General features: G+C 60.2%; 13 protein-coding genes and 6 pseudogenes. 9 read left to right on the forward strand and 10 right to left on the reverse strand.

Annotation, left to right across the window (positions count from 1 at the left end):
- The first annotated feature begins 321 nt into the window (after positions 1-321).
- Both HT737_RS04350 and HT737_RS04355 read left to right on the forward strand, forming a co-directional pair.
- Positions 322-1,737, forward strand: a complete 1,416-nt coding sequence (locus HT737_RS04350) for a cytosine permease (RefSeq protein ID WP_182401599.1) — start codon at positions 322-324, stop codon at positions 1,735-1,737.
- Positions 1,738-1,841: 104 nt separating this feature from the next.
- A pseudogene (locus tag HT737_RS04355) lies at positions 1,842-2,466 on the forward strand (glutathione S-transferase family protein).
- 3 nt (positions 2,467-2,469) lie between these two features.
- On the opposite strand, the pseudogene HT737_RS04360 reads toward HT737_RS04355, so the two are convergent.
- Positions 2,470-3,133 (reverse strand): annotated as a pseudogene (locus tag HT737_RS04360) (M24 family metallopeptidase).
- Between the two features lie 83 nt (positions 3,134-3,216).
- Positions 3,217-4,095 carry a LysR family transcriptional regulator gene (locus HT737_RS04365; protein ID WP_182401626.1) on the reverse strand — a complete coding sequence of 293 codons (879 nt, stop codon included), beginning with the start codon at positions 4,093-4,095 and terminating at the stop codon, positions 3,217-3,219.
- Positions 4,096-4,198: 103 nt separating this feature from the next.
- Between HT737_RS04365 and HT737_RS04370 the strand changes: the two are divergent.
- A pseudogene (locus HT737_RS04370) lies at positions 4,199-5,591 on the forward strand (aldehyde dehydrogenase family protein).
- 150 nt (positions 5,592-5,741) lie between these two features.
- On the opposite strand, the gene HT737_RS04375 reads toward HT737_RS04370, so the two are convergent.
- On the reverse strand, positions 5,742-6,911 hold the full coding sequence (locus HT737_RS04375) for a DUF1624 domain-containing protein (protein WP_182401601.1): 1,170 nt from the start codon (positions 6,909-6,911) through the stop codon (positions 5,742-5,744).
- Positions 6,912-7,063: 152 nt separating this feature from the next.
- On the opposite strand from HT737_RS04375, the gene HT737_RS04380 reads away from it, so the two are divergent.
- Both HT737_RS04380 and HT737_RS04385 read left to right on the forward strand, forming a co-directional pair.
- Positions 7,064-7,660 (forward strand): paraquat-inducible protein A, encoded by a 597-nt coding sequence (locus HT737_RS04380; RefSeq protein ID WP_041062800.1) that lies wholly within the window; start codon positions 7,064-7,066, stop codon positions 7,658-7,660.
- Complete coding sequence (locus HT737_RS04385) at positions 7,657-8,346, forward strand: paraquat-inducible protein A (RefSeq protein ID WP_182401603.1); 690 nt, start codon at positions 7,657-7,659, stop codon at positions 8,344-8,346. The genes HT737_RS04380 and HT737_RS04385 overlap by 4 nt, the downstream gene beginning before the upstream one ends.
- Here HT737_RS04385 and HT737_RS04390 read toward each other — a convergent pair.
- A pseudogene (locus HT737_RS04390) lies at positions 8,279-11,304 on the reverse strand (FAD-binding and (Fe-S)-binding domain-containing protein). The gene HT737_RS04385 and the pseudogene HT737_RS04390 sit on opposite strands and share 68 nt — an antisense overlap.
- Before the next feature lie 159 nt (positions 11,305-11,463).
- On the opposite strand from HT737_RS04390, the gene HT737_RS04395 reads away from it, so the two are divergent.
- Positions 11,464-12,348 (forward strand): LysR substrate-binding domain-containing protein, encoded by an 885-nt coding sequence (locus HT737_RS04395; RefSeq protein ID WP_182401605.1) that lies wholly within the window; start codon positions 11,464-11,466, stop codon positions 12,346-12,348.
- A gap of 186 nt (positions 12,349-12,534) precedes the next feature.
- Here HT737_RS04395 and HT737_RS04400 read toward each other — a convergent pair.
- Positions 12,535-13,142 (reverse strand): annotated as a pseudogene (locus HT737_RS04400) (DUF6338 family protein).
- Positions 13,143-13,329: 187 nt separating this feature from the next.
- A complete protein-coding gene (locus HT737_RS04405) occupies positions 13,330-13,665 on the reverse strand; it encodes a hypothetical protein (RefSeq protein WP_041062809.1) in 336 nt (111 codons plus the stop codon).
- A 187-nt stretch (positions 13,666-13,852) separates the two neighbouring features.
- Between HT737_RS04405 and HT737_RS04410 the strand changes: the two genes are divergently transcribed.
- Entirely contained in the window at positions 13,853-14,092 is a 240-nt protein-coding gene (locus HT737_RS04410) for a hypothetical protein (protein WP_041062819.1), read from the forward strand.
- A 58-nt stretch (positions 14,093-14,150) separates the two neighbouring features.
- Here HT737_RS04410 and HT737_RS04415 read toward each other — a convergent pair whose 3' ends face one another.
- On the reverse strand, positions 14,151-14,348 hold the full coding sequence (locus HT737_RS04415) for a DUF2188 domain-containing protein (RefSeq protein WP_182401607.1): 198 nt from the start codon (positions 14,346-14,348) through the stop codon (positions 14,151-14,153).
- Positions 14,349-14,570: 222 nt separating this feature from the next.
- On the opposite strand from HT737_RS04415, the gene HT737_RS04420 reads away from it, so the two are divergent.
- Positions 14,571-14,933 carry an NUDIX hydrolase gene (locus HT737_RS04420; RefSeq protein WP_182401609.1) on the forward strand — a complete coding sequence of 121 codons (363 nt, stop codon included), beginning with the start codon at positions 14,571-14,573 and terminating at the stop codon, positions 14,931-14,933.
- Between the two features lie 4 nt (positions 14,934-14,937).
- On the opposite strand, the gene HT737_RS04425 is transcribed toward HT737_RS04420, so the two are convergent.
- From HT737_RS04425 to HT737_RS04435, 3 genes and pseudogenes are all read right to left on the reverse strand, one after another.
- The gene (locus HT737_RS04425; protein ID WP_041062828.1) at positions 14,938-15,180 is read right to left on the reverse strand and encodes a DUF1652 domain-containing protein; all 243 of its coding nucleotides are present in this window, start codon (positions 15,178-15,180) and stop codon (positions 14,938-14,940) included.
- Positions 15,181-15,289: 109 nt separating this feature from the next.
- On the reverse strand, positions 15,290-16,189 hold the full coding sequence (locus tag HT737_RS04430) for a polysaccharide deacetylase family protein (protein ID WP_182401611.1): 900 nt from the start codon (positions 16,187-16,189) through the stop codon (positions 15,290-15,292).
- 131 nt (positions 16,190-16,320) lie between these two features.
- A pseudogene (locus HT737_RS04435) lies at positions 16,321-17,269 on the reverse strand (ABC transporter substrate-binding protein).
- Positions 17,270-17,561: 292 nt separating this feature from the next.
- Here HT737_RS04435 and HT737_RS04440 point away from each other — a divergent pair.
- The gene (locus HT737_RS04440) at positions 17,562-18,548 is read left to right on the forward strand and encodes an aliphatic sulfonate ABC transporter substrate-binding protein (RefSeq protein WP_182401613.1); all 987 of its coding nucleotides are present in this window, start codon (positions 17,562-17,564) and stop codon (positions 18,546-18,548) included.
- Positions 18,549-18,583: the final 35 nt, after the last annotated feature.

An 18,583-nucleotide genomic window follows, 5' to 3' on the forward strand; every position in this document is an offset into this window, starting at 1 on the left:
GGGTTCTGTGGGTGAGGGGATTTATCCCCGATGGGGCGCGAAGCGGCCCCTGTTTCTAAAGTCAAAAGAGGGGCCGCTTCGCAGCCCATCTGGGATAAATCCCCTCACCACAAAACTGTGTAAATCCAGAACAGAGTGAAGCCTGAACATACCGGAGCTACGCATTACACGCGGCATATATTTTTTAAGGTCTGAAGCAACAAACTTACTAATTTATCTATCCCGGGCCTTTGCACATGATCGCTTCAACAAGAAATGCGCCATCCGTGTCGGCGCTTATCGAAGTACGTCCACGTACTCATCCTTGCCTTGGAGTTCGTCATGTCCACCTCTGCAACAACGTCCGCCCCGCTCATTGAAAAACACACGATAGGATACGTGCCCCCCGAAGATCGCCACGGAAAGGTCAGGGATCTGTTCACGCTGTGGTTCGGCGGCAACATCGCGCCGTTGCCCATCGTCACCGGCGCGCTGGGCGTGCAGTTGTTCCACTTGAATCTGGTCTGGGGCATCGTCGCGATTCTGGTCGGTCACCTGGTCGGCGGCGTGCTGATGGCACTGCACTCGGCGCAAGGCCCGCAGATGGGCATTCCGCAGATGATCCAGAGCCGCGCGCAGTTCGGCTCGCTCGGCGCGCTGCTGGTGGTGCTGATTGCCGGCGTCATGTACATCGGCTTCTTCGCCTCCAACATTGTGCTGGCCGGCAAGTCGCTGCACGGCGTGGTCGATAGCGTGCCGGTGCCGGTCGGCATCGTCATCGGCGCCCTCGGTTCGGGGATCATCGGCATCATCGGTTACCGCTTCATCCACGTGCTCAACCGCATCGGTACCTGGGTGCTGGGGATCGGCATCGTCGTCGGTTTCGGCTACATCTTCACCCATATTCAAACCGACGACTTCCTCACCCGCGGCAGCTTCAACCTCTCCGGCTGGCTTGCCACCGTGTCGCTCGCCGCGCTGTGGCAGATCGCGTTTGCCCCGTACGTGTCCGACTACTCGCGTTACTTGCCGGCGGACGTGAAAGTCTCGTCGACATTCTGGACCACCTATCTGGGTTCGGCGCTCGGCTCGAGCCTGGCGTTCATCTTCGGTGCCGTTGCCGTGCTGGCAACGCCCGTGGGCATGGACACCATGGATGCGGTCAAACTTGCCACCGGCTCGATTGGTCCGCTGATGCTGGTGCTGTTCCTGCTCAGCGTGATCAGCCACAACGCCCTCAACCTGTACGGCGCCGTGCTGTCGCTGATTACCCTGGTGCAGACCTTCGCCTACCGCTGGATTCCGACCGCCAAGAGCCGTGCGGTGATCTCGATCATCGTGCTGCTGGCCTGCTGCTTCGCCGCCGTCGGCGCCTCGAAGGACTTCATCGGGCACTTCGTCGACATGGTGCTGGTGCTGCTGGTGGTCCTGGTGCCGTGGACCGCGATCAACCTGATCGACTTCTACGCCATCCACAAGGGCCAGTACGACATCCAGTCGATCTTTCAGGTCGACGGCGGCATCTACGGACGCTACAACCCGCAGGCGCTGCTGGCCTACGCAATCGGCATTGCGGTGCAGATCCCGTTCATGAACACCCCGCTGTACGTCGGCCCGGTGTCGGCGCATATCAACGGCGCGGATCTGTCGTGGCTGGTGGGGCTGCTGGTGACCTCGCCGTTGTACTTCTGGCTGGCCAATCGTGACAGCGCCTACCGGCGGCGGATGACCGGCGGCAAACTGGTAGGCAGTCTCTGAATTTGATTCGCGGCAAAAAGAAGGCCCGCTGCTGTGCGGGCCTTCTGCGTTGTGGTGTGGTATTTGTTGAGCGTCTCCAGGTAACCACGAGAAAGGGAAAACTCATGCTGCGAATTCTGGGCAAGGCGTCATCGATCAACGTGCGCAAAGTGCTGTGGACCTGCGCCGAACTGCAGATCCCGTTCGAACGTGAGGATTGGGGCTCAGGCTTCAAACCCACCGACACCCCGGAGTTTCTCGCCCTCAACCCCTGTGCCATGGTGCCGGTGATTGAGGACGGGCGATTTCACGTTGTGGGAATCGAACACCATCATTCGTTATCTGGCCAACACCTATGGCGGTGCAGGCCTCTACCCCACCGCGCCGCGAACTCGCGCGCGGGTCGATCAGTGGATCGACTGGCAGGCGTCGGAGCTGAACCGTTCGTGGTCGTATGCGTTCCTGTCGCTGGTGCGTAAGTCAGTGGATCACCAGGACCGCAGCGCGTTGGCCAACGGCGTCGAACAGTGGTCGAAGACCATGGGCATCCTCGATCAGCAATTACAGAAGACTGGCGCCTATGTCAGTGGCGAACAGTTTTCCCTTGCCGATATCCCCATTGGGCTGTCGGTCAACCGCTGGTTCGAAACGCCGCTCGCACATCCGGACTATGCCGCCGTCAGGGCGTATTACGAGCGTCTGAGCCAACGCGAAGGCTTTCGCCTGTATGGCAGGAACGGTACGCCGTGACGATCAAATCAGCAGATCTTCATAAAACGCGCCGAACGGGCGCTGCGGGTGGGCAATCTGGATTTCCAGAATCCACACACCGGCATTCGGCGCCTGGTCGAAATCACCGAGATTGCCGCCTTTGTAAATCGCGTGAGGGAAGTCGCTGACGCGGTGGCCCTTGATGTCGAGATTGAGTTTCCAGCCCATGGCTTCAGCCTGATCGCTGGCGTAGCGATACAACTCGACACCGCTCACGCCCTGGCGCCAGAGTGCCTCGACATGCTTGAACAACTCCTTGGACGCCGCCGCGCAGGCGATCATTTCCGGATCGGAGCCAGTGGTGAAGGTCTCGCCGGCATCGCCTTCGTGCCCCTGCCAGACCACGCCCATGTCGATGAAGAAAATGTCGTTTTCCCCCCAGCACCGGATCGCCATCGGAGCGTTGCTTGAAGGTCTTCAGGGTGTTGGCGCCAAAGCGGATCAGCAGCGGATGCCAGATGCGGTCCATGCCCAGTCCGGCGAGGATCTGCTTGCCCTGCTCCTGGGCTGCGGATTCGCGCATGCCTGGCTTGATCACCTGGGCGATGGCATCGACGGCCTGCCAGGTCAGGTCCTGCGCATGACGCATGGTTTCCAGCACAAACCGCTCACCGACTGCTTCTTTACCGCTCAGGGCTGCACTCATTTGCTCGTTCCTCATGGCTACGCTGTATAGTTTTTTATATTGCGAAACGCCGATCAAGATACAGCCATGACACAACGTGTCAATTACTCTTCTGCACGCACCACGCCGCGCTCCTCCAGCAAACGTACAAACATGCTCAAACTGCGCGACACCGTACCCCGGCGCCACACCAGCCAAGTGGTCAAGTAGCGAAAATCCGCCGCCAGCGGCCAGACGCTGACCGTCGCGCTGCCGGGCATGCTCTGCAACATTTTGCGCGGCATCAGCGCCAACCCGGCACCGGCGCTGACGCAGGCGAGCATGCCGTGATACGACTCCATCTCGAAGATCTTGCCCGGCACAGCGGCGTCGGTACTGAACCATTTTTCGAAGTGGTGCCGGTAGGAACAGTTGGAGCGGAACGCGTAAATGTTTTCGCCATTCACATCCGCCGCACGCTGCACCGGGGCGTGATTGAGCGGTGCGATGACGACCATTTCCTCTTCGAACGCCGGCACGCCTTCCAGCGCCGGGTGCAGCACCGGGCCATCGACGAACGCCGCCGCCAAGCGCCCGGCCAGCACGCCATCGATCATCGTTCCGGACGGGCCGGTGGACAGGTCCAGATCGACCTTGGGATGCAACTGGTTGTACGCCGCGAGCAGTTCAGGAATCCGCACTGCGGCGGTGCTTTCCAGCGAGCCAAGAGGAAACGCGCCCTGCGGTTCTTCTCCCGCGACCGTGGCCCGTGCTTCCTGCACCAGATCGAGAATGCGCCGTGCATATTCGAGAAAACTCCAGCCAGCCGGCGACAGGCGCAGACGGCTTTTCTCGCGAATGAACAGGTCGACACCCAGGTCTTGCTCCAGCTGTTTGATCCGCGTGGTCAGGTTCGACGGCACGCGATGTATCTGCGCCGCCGCCGCACTGATGCTGCCGTGCTCGGCAACGGCTTTGAAGATTTCCAGTTGCACCAGATCCACAGTCATTCTCCAATCGTGAAAGAATCGATCTTTATTATTCAGTTTCAAGAAAACAAACGCCACCCTACTCTAGGCCCGTCCACTGAACTCGCAGGAGCCAGCCATGAGCCAGATTTCCAGCCAGACCCACGCCATCTCGATCAACCCCGCCACCGGCGAACAGATCGGTCACTACGCCTTTGAATCCGCCGAAGCCCTCGACGCCGCGCTGACCCGCGCCGCATTCGGTTTCTCGAAGTGGAAACGCAAGCCGCTGCAGGATCGCTCCCGCGCCCTGACCGCCCCTCGCCGGCGCCCTGCGCGACAGCGCCGAAGCCATGGCAACCATGATCACCCAGGAAATGGGCAAGCCCATCGCCCAGGCCCGTGGCGAAATCGAAAAGTGCGCCAAGCTCTGCGAGTGGTACGCCGAAAACGGTCCGGCCATGCTCAGCGCCGAACCGACTCAGGTCGAGGGTGGCAAAGCGCGAATCGAGTACCGTCCGCTGGGCCCGATCCTCGCGGTGATGCCGTGGAACTTCCCGATCTGGCAAGTGCTGCGCGGCGCGGTACCGGCGCTGATCGCCGGCAATACTTACGTGCTCAAACATGCGCCGAACGTGATGGGCAGCGCCTACCTGCTGCGCGATGCCTTCAAGAACGCCGGCTTCGCGGACGGCGTGTTTGAAGTGATCAACGTCACTCCCGAAGGCGTTTCGACCGCCATCGCCGACCCGCGCATCGCCGCCGTGACCCTGACCGGTAGCGTGCGCGCCGGCATGACCATCGGCGCTCAGGCCGGTGCCGCACTGAAAAAATGCGTGCTGGAACTGGGCGGTTCCGACCCGTTCATCGTGCTCAATGATGCTGATCTGGATGAGGCCGTACAGGCTGCCGTCATCGGTCGCTACCAGAACTCCGGTCAGGTTTGCGCAGCGGCCAAGCGTCTGATCATTGAAGAAGGCGTGGTCGAGGCATTCACCCGCAAATTCGTCGAGGCCACGCGTCAACTGAAAGTAGGCGATCCGCTGTCCGCTGACACCTATATCGGCCCGATGGCACGTTTCGATCTGCGTGACGAACTCGACCAGCAAGTGCGCGACACCCTCGAAGAAGGCGCGACCCTGCTGCTCGGCGGTGGCAAGGCCCAAGGCCCGGGCAACTACTACGAGCCGACCGTGCTGGCCGATGTCACCGACCGCATGACCTCGTTCAAACAAGAGCTGTTCGGCCCGGTCGCGTCGATCATCACCGCCCGCGATTGCGCCCACGCCGTGGCTCTGGCCAACGACAGCGACTTTGGCCTGACCGCCACGATCTACACCGCCAACGTGCAACTGGCCCAGCAACTGACCAGCGAACTGGACACCGGCGGCGTGTTCATCAACGGCTACTCCGCCAGCGACCCGCGCGTGACCTTCGGCGGCGTGAAGAAAAGCGGTTTCGGTCGCGAGCTCTCGCACTTCGGCGTGCGTGAGTTCTGCAACGCGCAGACGGTGTGGCTGGATCGTAAATAACACCGCCCCCTGTAGGAGCTTCGGCACGCTGCGATCTCTTGATTTTGATTTTCCAGATCAAAATCAAAAGATCGCAGCCTCGTTTCACTCGACAGCTCCTACAGGGTTTTACGTCGTGCGTTGATTGCGCGAGCGCAATGACCCCAGGGCTTACAGATACTTCAGCCAGGCGATATCACGGCGCCGCGATTTCAACACGGAAAACCAATGCACCGCGGGGTACAGAGCCACCGCCAACAGCACCGACACCAGCCAGATTGCCGGCACCGAGTCGAATCCGAAATGGCTGCCCTGATTCAGTCCGAACAGCGCCAGCGCCATCAGGTAAAGCACCTTCAGCACGTACAGGTGCAGCAGATAGAAGAACATCGGCGCCGAACCGAAAACCGTCAGCCAGCGAATCCAGCGGCGCGTCTGCTGCCGTTCGAACACCCGCAATAACAGCAATCCGATGCTCACCGTCAGGGTGATGAACAGCAGCGATGGCGGGTACTTGGTGATGTTGAAAAACGCCATCAGCGTTTGCACGGTCGTGTCTTCAACCGCCCAAGGCTTTTCGCCATAAGCGTTGATCAGCCGCAGCCCGAAGAAGCCCAGCAGACCGGCGATACCGCCCAGTAACAGAGCCTGCTGACGGCTCCAGGCATCAGCCCCGCGGGCGAACCACGGGCCCAGCGCATAACCCAGACCGATCACGCCGATCCACGGCAACAGCGGGTACGAAGTGCGCAAGCGCAGACTATCCCCGACCTCGATCCAGCCCCGGTCATGCAGAATCGCCCATGGCACATGCAGTGCCGACTCCGGCGCGAAATGCAGCCCATCAAGCAGGTTATGCCCGGCAATGATCGCCAGGCTCAGCGTCAGCAACAGCCAGCGCGGCAACCAGACCAGCAGCGACAGTGCGATCATGCTCAGGCCAATCGCCCAGATCACCTGCAGATAGATCACGCTCGGCGGCAACTGAAACGTCCACGCGACGTTCACCAAGGTGAATTCCAGCAGCACCAGAAACAGCCCCCGCTTGAACAGGAAGGCGCTGACATCGGCCTTGCCCGCGTACTTTTCACCGAACAGCCACGCAGACAGCCCGGTCAGCAACACGAACACCGGTGCGCACAGATGCGCCAGGGTGCGACTGAAAAACAACGCCGGCTCAGTGCTGGCGATGTCCATCGGATCGGACACCTGACGATGCAACAGGAACGTCTCACGCACGTGATCCAGCAACATGAACAGGATCACCAGACCTCTCAAGGCATCAATGGACAGCAAGCGACCGGTCGGCGGCAGGTTGGAGCGAGCACAGGTAATCGTCATGGACATTTCGCCATCGAGTCGGTGAATCAAAGCGCGTTACTCTATAACATAAAAAGTCGATTCCCAAGCCAATCGACATTTGCCCAATCACGTCAGGCTTCTATAGTGATCAGGCGCCCCCTGCCCTTTGCGCCAGCTGTCGAGCGTTGCCCATGACTTCAACCGAACACCTGATCATCTGCGAGCATTGCGATTGCGTGTATGAAAAAGTCGTGCTCGGCAAACACCAGAAAACCCTCTGCGTGCGTTGTGGCGGCGTGCTGCAGCGTTATAACGGCCTGACCGTCGAACAGCGGCTGGCCTTGACGTTCACCGCCGCCATGCTGTGGCTGTTCGCCAATTTCTACCCGGTGATGAGCATCAGCATGAAGGGCCTGAAGAACAGCGCGACGCTGTGGGATTCGGTGCTGGCGTTGAGTCAGGGGCCGATCACGTTCATGGCGATGGTCGCGGCGATTTCGATCATCATCGCCCCGGCCTTTCAACTGGTGCTGTTGATCTGGGTGTTGAGTTACGCACTGTCTTCACGGCGGGCACCAGGATTCAAGCTGTGCATGCGCTGGCTGGAAACCCTGCGCCCGTGGAGCATGCTCGAAGTGTGTCTGCTGGGGGCGATGGTGGCGGTGTTCAAACTCGCCGGACTGCTGGATGTGTTGCCGGGCATCGGCCTGTTCGCCCTGGCGGTGCTGAGTCTGATGATGATCCGCATTGCCGGCCGCGACATTCGTGATCTGTGGGACATTTTATGAAGCGACCGGCGACCGCCAGCGAATTGAATCTGTGCCTGTGCCACAGCTGCGGGCTGGCCTGCGACATGACCGATGAACCGCACGAATGCCCGCGCTGCGATGCACCGCTGCATCGGCGCAAGACCAATTCCCTGACGCGCACCTGGGCCTATCTGTTTGCCGCGCTGGCGTTTTACGTGCCGGCCAACCTGCTGCCGGTGATGAACACGGTGATGCTCGGCAACGGCGCCGACAGCACGATCATGAGCGGCGTGCTGGAGTTCTGGGAGGGTGGCGCGTGGGACATTGCGCTGATCATTTTCATCGCCAGCATCGCGGTGCCTGGGATCAAGTTCGTTGCCCTGTCGCTGCTGCTGATCACCGTGCAGCGCAACAGCGGCTGGGCGCGCCGCGAGCGCTCCAAGCTGTACCGATTCGTCGAGCTGATCGGCTACTGGTCAATGCTCGACGTGCTGGTGGTCGCACTGGTCGCGGCGCTGGTGAAGTTCCAGGCGCTGGGCGATATCGAACCCCGCCCGGGCATCCTGTTTTTCGGCATGGTGGTGGTGTTCACCATGTTTTCGGCGATGAGCTTCGATCCGCGACTGATCTGGGACAACGCCCCGGACGACGAACCGCTCAGCGACGTACCACCTCAAGCAGCACCTGCAACGGATGGCGCAGCGCCCGATCCGACTGGCGCTTGACCTGACTGCGGCACGAATAACCGGTGGCCAGTGCTTCGCCTTGCTCCGCCGGTGCCTCGACCTGCCGCGCCCACGATTGCTCGTAGATCACCGCCGAGGTTTCACGGTTGCGCGCTTCATGGCCATAGGTGCCGGACATCCCGCAGCAACCGGTCGCCTGCGTCGCCAGTTTCAACCCGGCCCGTTCGAAGACCTGTTCCCACTGGCGAGTGGAGGCCGGCGCGTTGGTTTTCTCGGTGCAGTGCGCCAGCAGCCGGAATGACTGCGGCGCGTCGGCGCCAGGCTGCTCCGGCATCACCTTGAGCAACCACTCTTGCACCAGTGCAACTTCCGGGCACTCCAGCATGCCGGGCACTTTCTGGTATTCCTGGCGATAGACCAGCGTCATGGCCGGATCCAGCCCCAACAACGGCACGCCGATATCGGCCAGCTCACGCAGTTGTCGGGCATTGCGCAATGCTGCACGGTTGAACGCTGACAGGAAGCCCTGCACATGCAGCGGCTTGCCGTTGGCACTGAACGGCGCCAGATACACCTGATAGCCCAGCCGCGAAATCAGTTCCAGCAGATCCGCCAGCAGCGGCGCCTCGAAGTAACGAGTGAAGGCATCCTGCACCAACACCACACTGCGCTCGCGCTGGGCCGGGGTCAGCGCCGACAGTGTCGAGACCGTCGCTGGCTGCACCTTCCAGCGACGCAGCGCAGCGTGAAAATCAAAGCGGCTGAGCAACGGCACATCAACCATGCCACCAAGCGCTCCAACTGTTGGCGCACGAACGCAGCGCCCATCAAACCGTTGTACAGCGCCGGAATCCGCGCCATGTACGGAATGCTGTACTCCAGCGAAGCAATCAGATAATCCCGCGCCGGGCGCAGATATCGGCTGTGATACAGCTCCAGAAACTGCGAACGAAACTCCGGCACATTGACCTTGACCGGGCACTGCCCCGCGCAGGATTTGCACGCCAGGCAGCCGGCCATGGCGTCATACACTTCATGGGAAAAGTCTGCACTCTGCCCACGGCTGTTGCGCCAACGGGTCCACAGGTTGCGGAAAAACGCCGGACGACGAATCGCATCGGACAGCACATCCACCCCCGCCTCGCCCTGCAAGCGCAGCCATTCGCGGATCAACGACGCGCGGCCCTTGGGCGATTGCGCACGCTCGCGGGTAGCCTTCCACGACGGACACATAGCGTCGTCGGGATCGAAGTTGTAGCAAGCGCCATTGCCGTTGCAATGCATGGCTGCGCCGTAGCTTTGCCAGACCTTTTCGTCGATCTGCCGGTCGAGTTCGCCGCGCAGGGTCACTTCGTCGATCTTCAACAGCTGCGCGTGGGTGTTGGCCGGCGTGGCGATCTTGCCCGGGTTGAACTGGTTGAACGGGTCGAACGCGGCTTTGAGTGCCTGCAACGCCGGGTACAGCTCACCGAAAAATGCCGGCGCGTATTCCGAGCGCAGACCTTTGCCGTGTTCACCCCACAACAGGCCGCCGTAGCGCTGGGTCAGCGCAGCGACACCGTCGGACACCGGACGCACCAACGCCGCTTGCAGCGGATCCTTCATGTCGAGAATCGGCCGCACATGCAGCACGCCGGCATCGACATGGCCGAACATGCCGTACTGCAAACCGTGGCTGTCGAGCAGTTCACGCAGTTCAGCGATGTATTCGGCCAGGTGCTGCGGTGGCACTGCGGTGTCCTCGACAAACGGCTGCGGCCGCGCTTCGCCGGCAACGTTGCCGAGCAGGCCGACGGCGCGTTTGCGCATGCCATAGACCTTGTTCACCGCCGCTTGGCCGACCGCCAGCGTATGGCCGAGGCGTTCGACGGTGGTGTCGCTGCTCAAGTGTTCGAGAAAGGCTTCGACCCGGCGTTGCAGGTCTTCAGGATCGTCGCCGCAGAACTCCACCAGGTTGATCCCCAGTGTCGGCCGCTCGGCGCTTTCCGGGAAATATTCGGCGACGCCGTGCCAGACGATGTCCTGCATCGCCAGCAGCAGCACTTTGGAATCCACGGTTTCAATCGACAGCGGCTTGAGCGCCATCAGCGCCCGGGCATCGCGCAACGCATCCATGAAGCCGGCGTAGCGAATGTTCACCAGCATCGTGTGTTTGGGGATCGGCAGAACGTTGAGCTTCGCCTCGACCACAAACCCCAGCGAGCCTTCGGCGCCGCACAGCACGCTGTTGAGGTTGAAACGATTGTCGGCCTCGCGCAGGTGCGCCAGGTCGTAGCCGGTCAGGCAGCGGTTGAGATCAGGGAAGCGTTGCTTGATCAACTCGCCTTGCTCATCAATGATCTGCCGCGCACAGCGATAGACTTCACCGACCCGGTCTTGACGGGCACACAACGCTGTCAGGTCGCCTTCCGCCAGCGCTGCACCGTGCAGGCGTTCACCGCCGCGCAGAATCATGTCGAGTTCCAGTACGTGGTCGCGGGTCTTGCCGTAGGTGCAACTGCCCTGGCCGCTGGCGTCGGTGTTGATCATGCCACCAACAGTGGCGCGGTTGGAGGTCGACAGCTCCGGGGCGAAAAACAGCCCGGCGGATTTCAGTGCGGCGTTGAGCTGATCCTTGACCACCCCGGCCTGCACCCGTACCCAGCGCTGCTCGACGTTGATTTCCAAGATGCGGTTCATGTGCCGCGACAGGTCGACGACAATGCCATCGGTCAGCGACTGACCGTTGGTGCCAGTGCCACCGCCGCGCGGGGTGATCACCACTTGCTGATAAGCCGGTTCGGCGATCAATCGCGCGACCCGTGCCACATCCTCGGCATCCATCGGAAACACCGCCGCTTGCGGCAGGCGCTGATAGATCGAGTTGTCGGTGGCAAGCACTACGCGGCTGGCGTAATCGGCACTGATCTCACCACGAAAGCCACTGGCTTTCAGGGCTTTGAGGAACTGTTGGTAATCCGTGGTCAATGCGGCGGCGGGCGCCAGCTGGGCAATCATCGGTCGGGAAATCTCGGTCAAAATCGGGCCGTGTGGCGGTGAACAGTTGTGCGCAATGAATGATTACGTCACGCTCCCGCCATCTCATGGTGCTTATGTTCATTGCTTGGTGCCTTCGGAACAAACGTAAAATCGACCCGTAATCCATGACTAAAACGAATGAATCCGCGAACCCTCACCCCTTCCATGTCGTTATTGCTGGCCTTCGAGGCCGCTGCACGCCATGAAAGCTACACCCGCGCCGCCCACGAACTGTCGCTGACGCAAAGCGCGGTCAGCCGTCAGGTGCAGATTCTGGAAAAGATGCTCGGCATGCGCCTGTTCAGCCGCGAAGGCCGACAAGTGGTGCTCACCGATGTCGGGCGCATGTATCAGCGCGAACTCGCTGAAGCCCTCGGGCAGATCCGCAGCGCGACATTGCAGGCCATGGCGTTCGGTTCGGGCATTCACAGTTTGCGTCTGGCGACGCTGCCGACCTTCGGCTCGAAATGGCTGCTGCCGCGACTCAAGGACTTCTACACCGCGCACCCGGGCATGACCGTGCACTTGCATTCGCGCATTGAAGCAATCGACTTCGACACCAGCGAAATCGACGCCGCGATCTGTGTCGGCGGCGGTGAATGGCCGGGGCTCAGCGCCCTGGCACTGCACACTGAGGAACTGGTGGTGATCGCCAGCGCGCAGTTGTCGCCGGCCGAACGCGACGACGCCGAACAACACATCGCCGGGCAGTTGCTGCTCAATGTCAGCAGCAATGCCCAGGCGTGGGCGGAATGGTTCACCCATCATGGTTTGCCACACCGCAGCATGCGCATCGGCCCGAGCTTTGAAATGACCTCGCACTTGATTCAGGCGGTACGGGCGAATATCGGCGTGGGGCTGGTGCCACGGATTCTGGTGGAGGATGAATTGCTCAACGGCGAGCTGCTGCAATTGGGGGAGCCGATCACCAGCCGGCGCAGCTATTACCTGGTGTATCCGCCGCGCAATGAGGCGTTACCGTCACTGAAAGCGTTCAGGGACTGGTTGGTGGATACGCTCTGACCGGAAATTAATACCAAACATAACGAAACGCCGCTCAATGAGCGGCGCTTGGTCAATCCCGGTACTGGCGTTTTAGCGGTGGCGGCGCACTCGGCCCTTTGACGAGGGGCTTGGCCAGCAGCTTGCCGTCCGGGCCATAAAAGAGGCGCCTGACGCCAGGCGGCATGGGAGTAGGCTCTTTTGCGCTCATGATGAAACCTCTTCGACAGCACTGAATTCGACCCACTGAACTTTCGAGGAATCTATCACTAATAATTCGGCGCCAAAAGGCAACGCCACGCCATCCTCACCCAGCCAGCCTGGATTCAGCATGATGAACTGCCCCTCCAATGGGCCGGAAGGCCACTCGACGGGCCAGCCGAACAATCGCCTTTCATCGGTCAAATGCAGCGTTACCAGCCTATTGTGACGCGCAAAGGTGCTGTACCACTCGCTCGGATAAGAGTTTTTTATTCGTTTACATTTTTACTTCGTAACCATTTGTGCAATTTGTCATTCGAAGCCAAAGCACACGACAACAAGCCGAGCCCCATTGAAACCATAAACGCCCACAAAGCTTGGGCTTTGCCATCCCATTTCCCTACAGAAAAGCCTTTCGAGCCTATCCATAGCCCAATAGCGCCGATCCCCAACACCACCCCATGAATCACAAACGTAAAAATCAACGCCTGCACAATCTGCCCAAACGTATCAGGCCGTTTGAATGAAGTGAGCGTGTAGAAAATCCAGGTCGAGACAAATCCGGGAATCAGATACTGCAACAACGGAATAACTTCTTTGACCAGATCATCCATGATCCGTGGCTCCTTGAAAGGCATGCCCACTGGTTACCGGGCGGCACTCAAAAGCCTAGCGCACACTGGCAAATGCCTCGTGCCGATCTGTCACAACGCGTTTCGCAAATTCACAAAGCAAAAAAGCAGAAACCGTTGCTCCGGTTTCTGCTTTTCTGGCGGCGTTTTTTGCAGCTGAGGCCGTGTTTTACAGGCAGTCACGCACCGATTTGCGCAACGACCCGGACTTGGCCCAGGGCGGTCCCTGATACAGGGAAACCCGGCTGCCGTCCTTGTACTTGATGATGTCAAGAATCTCGTCGGCGGTGACGATGCTCGGTGCCGTGATCCGGTAACCATTGGAAATCGCGGTCTGTGTGGTTTTCGGAATGTCCTGCTGCCACAACGGCAACAAGCACGCGGCATAGTCTTTAGGCGCCTTGGTGGTGGTCTTGCTGAGATTCGGCTCGCCCGGAACCAGCGATGCTGGCAATGAGCAACCCGCCAGCAATGCCAACGCCAGACTCCCGATCCATATCCGCATGGTGTTTCCCTGTTTTGAAAAAAAAGCGAATGTAACGTGTAACCGGATGTACATCCAGCGCGACGCCTCGCCCACAAGGGGGATTGGACAAATATTTACATGCATCCAGCCCGGTGGCAGACGAGCTGCGCATCATCGCTGAAAAATGCGGCTACTCTGTTTTACCGAGAATGTTCCGGAGGTGATCATGCGGCTCAATGAATACGAACACGAACTTCAACGCGACCTGCAAGCCGTTGCATCGGATCTGAGATGGTCGGCAGTCGACCTCAAGCGCATCGCCGAACAGCTGCGCAAGAGCGGCAATGAAGCGGATGCCCAAGCGGTGCTGAGGTCTTGTGAGGTGCTGCAAAGTGATGAAGAACGCTTGCAGTCCTATGCCAAGGAAGTGAAAACGCGCTCCATCAGCCGGATCAAGGTTCACTGATCCCCCTGCCCTCAATAAAAGCCCCGGTCATCACCGGGGCTCTTTCGTTACATTTGCTTCAATTTGCAGTGTGACTTCGCGCTCGCACCGAGCGTTGTCTGTAACCCGGCAACGCAGCGGCATAGGCCAGCGCTTCCTCTCTGCTACCAAACGATGCCAGCCGGTCGCCTTGGGTACAAACCCGCCATGGACCGTTGTTCACGCTGAGTACGTCGTAGCCGTTCATGTGCATTTCGTTCAGAACAGGAATGCTCATGGGTACCTCCTTTTTGCTGACGGTGGTTTCAGCTCTGCGTTTTTACCTTACACCCTGTTGCCACGGATGTGCCGACCGGGTGTCGCGACAGTCTTGTGCCAAGGCGCTGGCACTTTCCGCCTCGCCACACGCTCAAAACCTTGACGGAACCTTTGATTCCCGGCCCGGCTCGAATATTGCAGTTTTATTTCATTTATGTGACACGCAACAAACAGGTAACAGATGAAAGTACGCGCAACCGTCATTTGCGAGCAGGATCGCCACGTTCTCCTGGTCCGCAAACCCCGCTGTCGCTGGACATTGCCCGGCGGCAAAGTCGAGCCTGGGGAAACCAGAGCCGGGGCGGCGACGCGCGAGCTGCTGGAAGAAACGGCACTGGATGCCGAACACATGTTGTATCTGATGGAACTGCACAGCGGCAGCACCCAGCATCATGTCTACGAGGCTTCGGTGCTCGACCTTGAACAGTTGCGCCCGCAAAACGAAATCGTCGAATGCATCTGGCATCCGCTGGACGCCGTGCAGAACCTGCCCACCAGCGAAGCGACCTTGCGCATCGTGCAGGCATTTCAACGGCGCTTGTGAGGTTTCAACCGGCAAACGCCCGGCGCCCGGCGCTGATTTCCGTGCGCAATTCGCCGATGAAGTTGGAAAGATCGCGGATTGTCACCAGATGTTCCGGCGAAACCCCATTGAGCAACAACTCGACTCGCCCGGAGTCAGGCTCATAAACCTTGATCCGCAGCAGTCCCTGCTCCACTTGTGTGCATTCGCATTCAAGCGACGGAAAGCCGGACTCGACAATCCGGCAGATGTCGGCAATGGCTAACATGGGTACACGCCTCACAGGCGTTGAGTCGGTCGACCCGATGAGCATAGATGAGCCGCCAGCAACCTGCCGCCCCGGCAATTGCCAACCCGCTCACATATTTGACCCCGCCTCAGTGCGCGTCGTGGTCCCAGATCCAGTTCCAGATGCCCGGCAACTGCACCGGCTGCGAACTTTGCTGAACCGTTCGCGCCAGCGCCGCTTTCTGCAGCGCCGCGTGATCGTCGTAGAACGCTTTGTCCGCCAGCCTTACGCCCGTGGCAGCGGCGCTGTCGAGGAGGATCTGCAGGTATTCGCGAGTATGTCGCGCGGTGTAACGGTTGAGGTCATGAAAGGTCACCACCACCGGAATGACGCCGTCCACGGTTGGTAATTCGCCGCGGGCAATGCGCTCGCGGACTTCCGATAGCTGGCGCAGCATATTCGCCCGACGTCGGGGGCTGGCGTTGAAGCCCCAGATCTTGCCGTCATTGGCGCTCAAATCGGTCAGCAACACATGCAGACCGTGTTGCTGATAGGCGGCGAACGTGCGCTTGTCATAATTCCAGAAGGGCGGACGCAGCAGGATCGGCGCAGCGCCGGTGATCGCGGCGATATCCGCGGTGCCGTTGCTCAGCGACTGCTCCAGCTCTTGCGGATCAAGCGAGCGATGGTTGGTGTGCCAATGGGTGGCGGTGTGGAATCCGAGGATGTGCCCTTCGGCGTATTCGCGTCGCATGATGCCGCGGCCAATCTCACTGTCGCCGGCGCGGGGCGCGCGGGTCTGGACGAAGAACACCGCTTTGATGTCCGGTTGCACCGGGTTGTCCTTGAGGCTGTCGAGCACCGTCGCCGACGGGTTCCACAAACTTGAAGCGCTGGGGCCGTCATCGAACGTCAGCAGAAACCGTACCGGCGCCTGGGCCTTGAGCCGGGTTTCGGTCTGCGCGGTCATTTCGATCGGCGCGGCAATGCAGCCGGCCAGCCCGAACGCGATGGCCGCTGCACAGAGAAGATTGAACGCGTATTTCATGTTTTGCCTTGCGCCTGACCGTTGCGGTCCTGTTGTCGTCCGGCAAAACTCCCTCGCCCTGATCCATCCCTGTGCCCGGCTATTCGAGCTAGCGTTGGATAGGGTACACAGGCTTTGGTTCCAGCGCTCGCTCAGTCCGCCAATGCCTGTTGAAACGAGGTGTCGATGATCCCGGCAGTGGCCAGCGGCGCCGGCAAGGCCTTGACCTTGAACAGAAAGTCGGCAGTGCTTTGCAGGTCGGCGGCGGCCTGTCGATCCACCGGCCCGACGCTCATGTGCGCCTGGCGCAACCAGTGCCGCGACACCTGCTGATCGAGATTGGCCTTCTTCGCCCACAGATCCGCATATTCATCGGTGTGGCTGTCGACCCAGGCCCGCGCCCGTTTCAAACGCCCGAGAAAATCGGCAATCGCGGCACGTTTGCTATCGATCGACGGCGCCGACGCGGCAATCGCGCTGAGGCCCGGCATCAGGTTTTTCGCGGTGAGAATCGGCCGCGCACCGGAGAACACGATTTGCTGGGAGATGTACGGTTCCCACACCGGGAACGCGTCGATGCTGCCCTGTGGCAATGCCGCTGCCGCATCAATCGGCATCAACTTGACGAAGTCGACGTAATTTTCCGGCAGACCGCCCTGCTCCAGGGCGCGCAAGGTCAGTTGCTGGCTCCACGCGCCAGGCCAGTAGGCGACTTTTTTTACCCTTCAGATCAGCGATGGTTTTCACCGGCGAATCTTTCGGCACCAGCAAGGCGATGGTGTCCGGGTTCTGCCGCGACACACCGATCAGCTTCACCGGCGCCTGTTTGGCAGCGAGAAACAGAAAACCCGAATCACCGAGAAAGCCCAGATCCAGCGAGCCGGTCTGCAACGCCTCGGCCAGTGGTGCAGCGGCCTGGAAATGTTTCCAGTCGACGCTGTACGGCGCGTCTTTCAACACGCCGGAGGCCTCGATGGAGGCGCGGATGTTGTAGTAGTTCTGATCACCGACGTGCAGGACCAACGACTCGGCGGCGTAGGAAAGCGGTGCGCTGAACAGTCCAGCAATCAGTGTGATACGCAAGAATTTGGAGAGCTTCATGGCGGGTCCTGCAATGGGATTTTCCATAGACGATAACGCTCTTGATCGGCGCTTCTTAAATTCGATTAATGCATAAGCTCAGCACACCGAATGCCCACTGTTCGCTGCGCAACAGTGCGATACCAGCGTGTTGTCCCAGCAACAGTTGAAAGCCGTCAAACCCGGCGAAAACCCCGTAAACATTGGCTGATACGCACATGGCACAGAGCCTGCAATATTCCATTCATGCAGGAAGCAGCCACTAAAAATATATTTTTGGACATAAAAACAGTGCCTTTGCCGGAGCGCCGCCATGACATCCTTCTTCCCGTTTTTCCGCCTCAAAACGCTGCTGGTTGCCGGCGCCATGGCGCTAAGCCTGCAACCGCTGGCTCATGCCACCGAAACGGCACCCGCCGAAGTTCATCTGGACTACGCCTACTACTCACCGGTCAGCCTGGTGCTCAAGCATTTTGGCTTCCTCGAAAAAGCCCTGCCGCAGACCAAAGTCAGTTGGGTGCTCAGCCAGGGCAGTAACCGTTCGCTGGAATATCTGAACAGCGGCGGCGTCGATTTCGCCTCCAGCGCCAGCCTTGCTGCAGTGCTGAGCCGCGCCAACGGCAGCCCGATCAAATCGGTCTATGTTTACAGCCGCGCCGAATGGACTGCGCTGGTGGTGCGCAAGGATTCGCCGTACCAGAGCGTCGCCGACCTCAAAGGCAAGAAAATCGCCGCCACCAAAGGCACGGATCCCTACCTGTTCACCCTGCGCAGCCTGCAACAGGCCGGGCTGAAAAAAGACGACGTGGAACTGGTGCACCTGCAACATCCGGACGGGCGCACCGCGCTGGAAAAAGGCGATGTCGACGCCTGGGCCGGACTCGATCCGCACATGGCCGCCAGTCAGGTGCAGGCCGGTTCGCGTCTGCTGTACCGCAACCCGGCGTTCAACAGTTATGGCGTGGTCAGCGTCACCGAGCAGTACGCCAAGGAGCATCCGCACACCATCGATACGGTGATCAAAGCCTACGAGCAGGCGCGCGAATGGGCGCTGAAAAATCCCGAGGAGTTTGCCGCGTTGCTGGCCAAAGAGTCCGGCCTGCCGCTGGACGTGGCCAGACTGCAGTTGTCGCGCACCGACTTAAGCAGCCCGCAACTGACCGCCGACGACGTGCAGGCGTCCAAGGCGGCGGCACCGATTCTGGTGTCCGAGGAACTGGTGCGGCGTGGGGTGAATGTCGATCAAGTCATCGATCAGTTGCTCGACAGTGGTGTGCAGCAAGCCGTCGCCCGCCAGTAACCGACCAGACTCACAGCCCATCCGCGTCCGCTGCG

This window comes from Pseudomonas sp. MD195_PC81_125 (genome assembly GCF_014060985.1).
GTDB lineage: Bacteria > Pseudomonadota > Gammaproteobacteria > Pseudomonadales > Pseudomonadaceae > Aquipseudomonas > Aquipseudomonas parakoreensis.